The sequence below is a fragment of the Acinetobacter tianfuensis genome (assembly GCF_003611465.1).
GTDB lineage: Bacteria > Pseudomonadota > Gammaproteobacteria > Pseudomonadales > Moraxellaceae > Acinetobacter > Acinetobacter tianfuensis.
Genome location: NZ_RAXV01000101.1, coordinates 1 through 666 on the forward strand (window position 1 = coordinate 1; position 666 = coordinate 666).

The following is a 666-nucleotide window of genomic DNA, read 5'->3' on the forward strand; positions in this document are numbered from 1 at the left end:
GTTTAGTTGAAGTCACTTTAGAAAACGGTGCAAAACTTGAATCGAAAACAGTGATCCTGTCTACAGGCGCACGCTGGAGAGAAATGAATGTGCCGGGTGAGCAAGAGTATAAAACACGCGGTGTTGCATACTGCCCGCACTGTGACGGCCCTTTATTTAAAGGCAAACGTGTTGCTGTGATCGGCGGCGGCAACTCAGGTGTAGAAGCAGCCATTGACCTTGCAGGTATTGTTGAACACGTAACCTTAGTTGAATTTGATACTAAACTGCGTGCTGACCAAGTACTTCAAGACAAGTTAAACAGCTTGCCAAACACTACTGTGATTAAGAATGCGCTTTCTACAGAAGTCGTTGGTGACGGCTCACAAGTGACCGCGCTGAAATACAAAGACCGTGCAACAGATGAAGAGCACACCGTTGAACTTGCAGGAATCTTTGTACAAATCGGTTTATTGCCAAACACGGATTTCTTAAAAGAAACAGCAGTAGAACTTTCAAACCGCGGTGAGATTGTGATTAATGAACGCAATGAAACCAATGTGAAAGGTGTATTCGCTGCGGGCGACTGTACAACAGTGCCTTACAAACAAATCATCATTGCCACTGGTGAAGGCGCGAAAGCATCACTGTCTGCATTTGATTACATTATCCGTTCAGGTCAGTAAT

At 44.7% G+C, this 666-nt stretch carries 1 protein-coding gene; it reads left to right on the plus strand.

The window, feature by feature from the left end; all coding sequences use genetic code 11:
* The coding region (locus D7V32_RS17060) for an FAD-dependent oxidoreductase (protein ID WP_171407701.1) at window positions 1–665 on the plus strand (665 nt) is incomplete at its 5' end.
* Window position 666 lies beyond the last annotated feature (1 nt).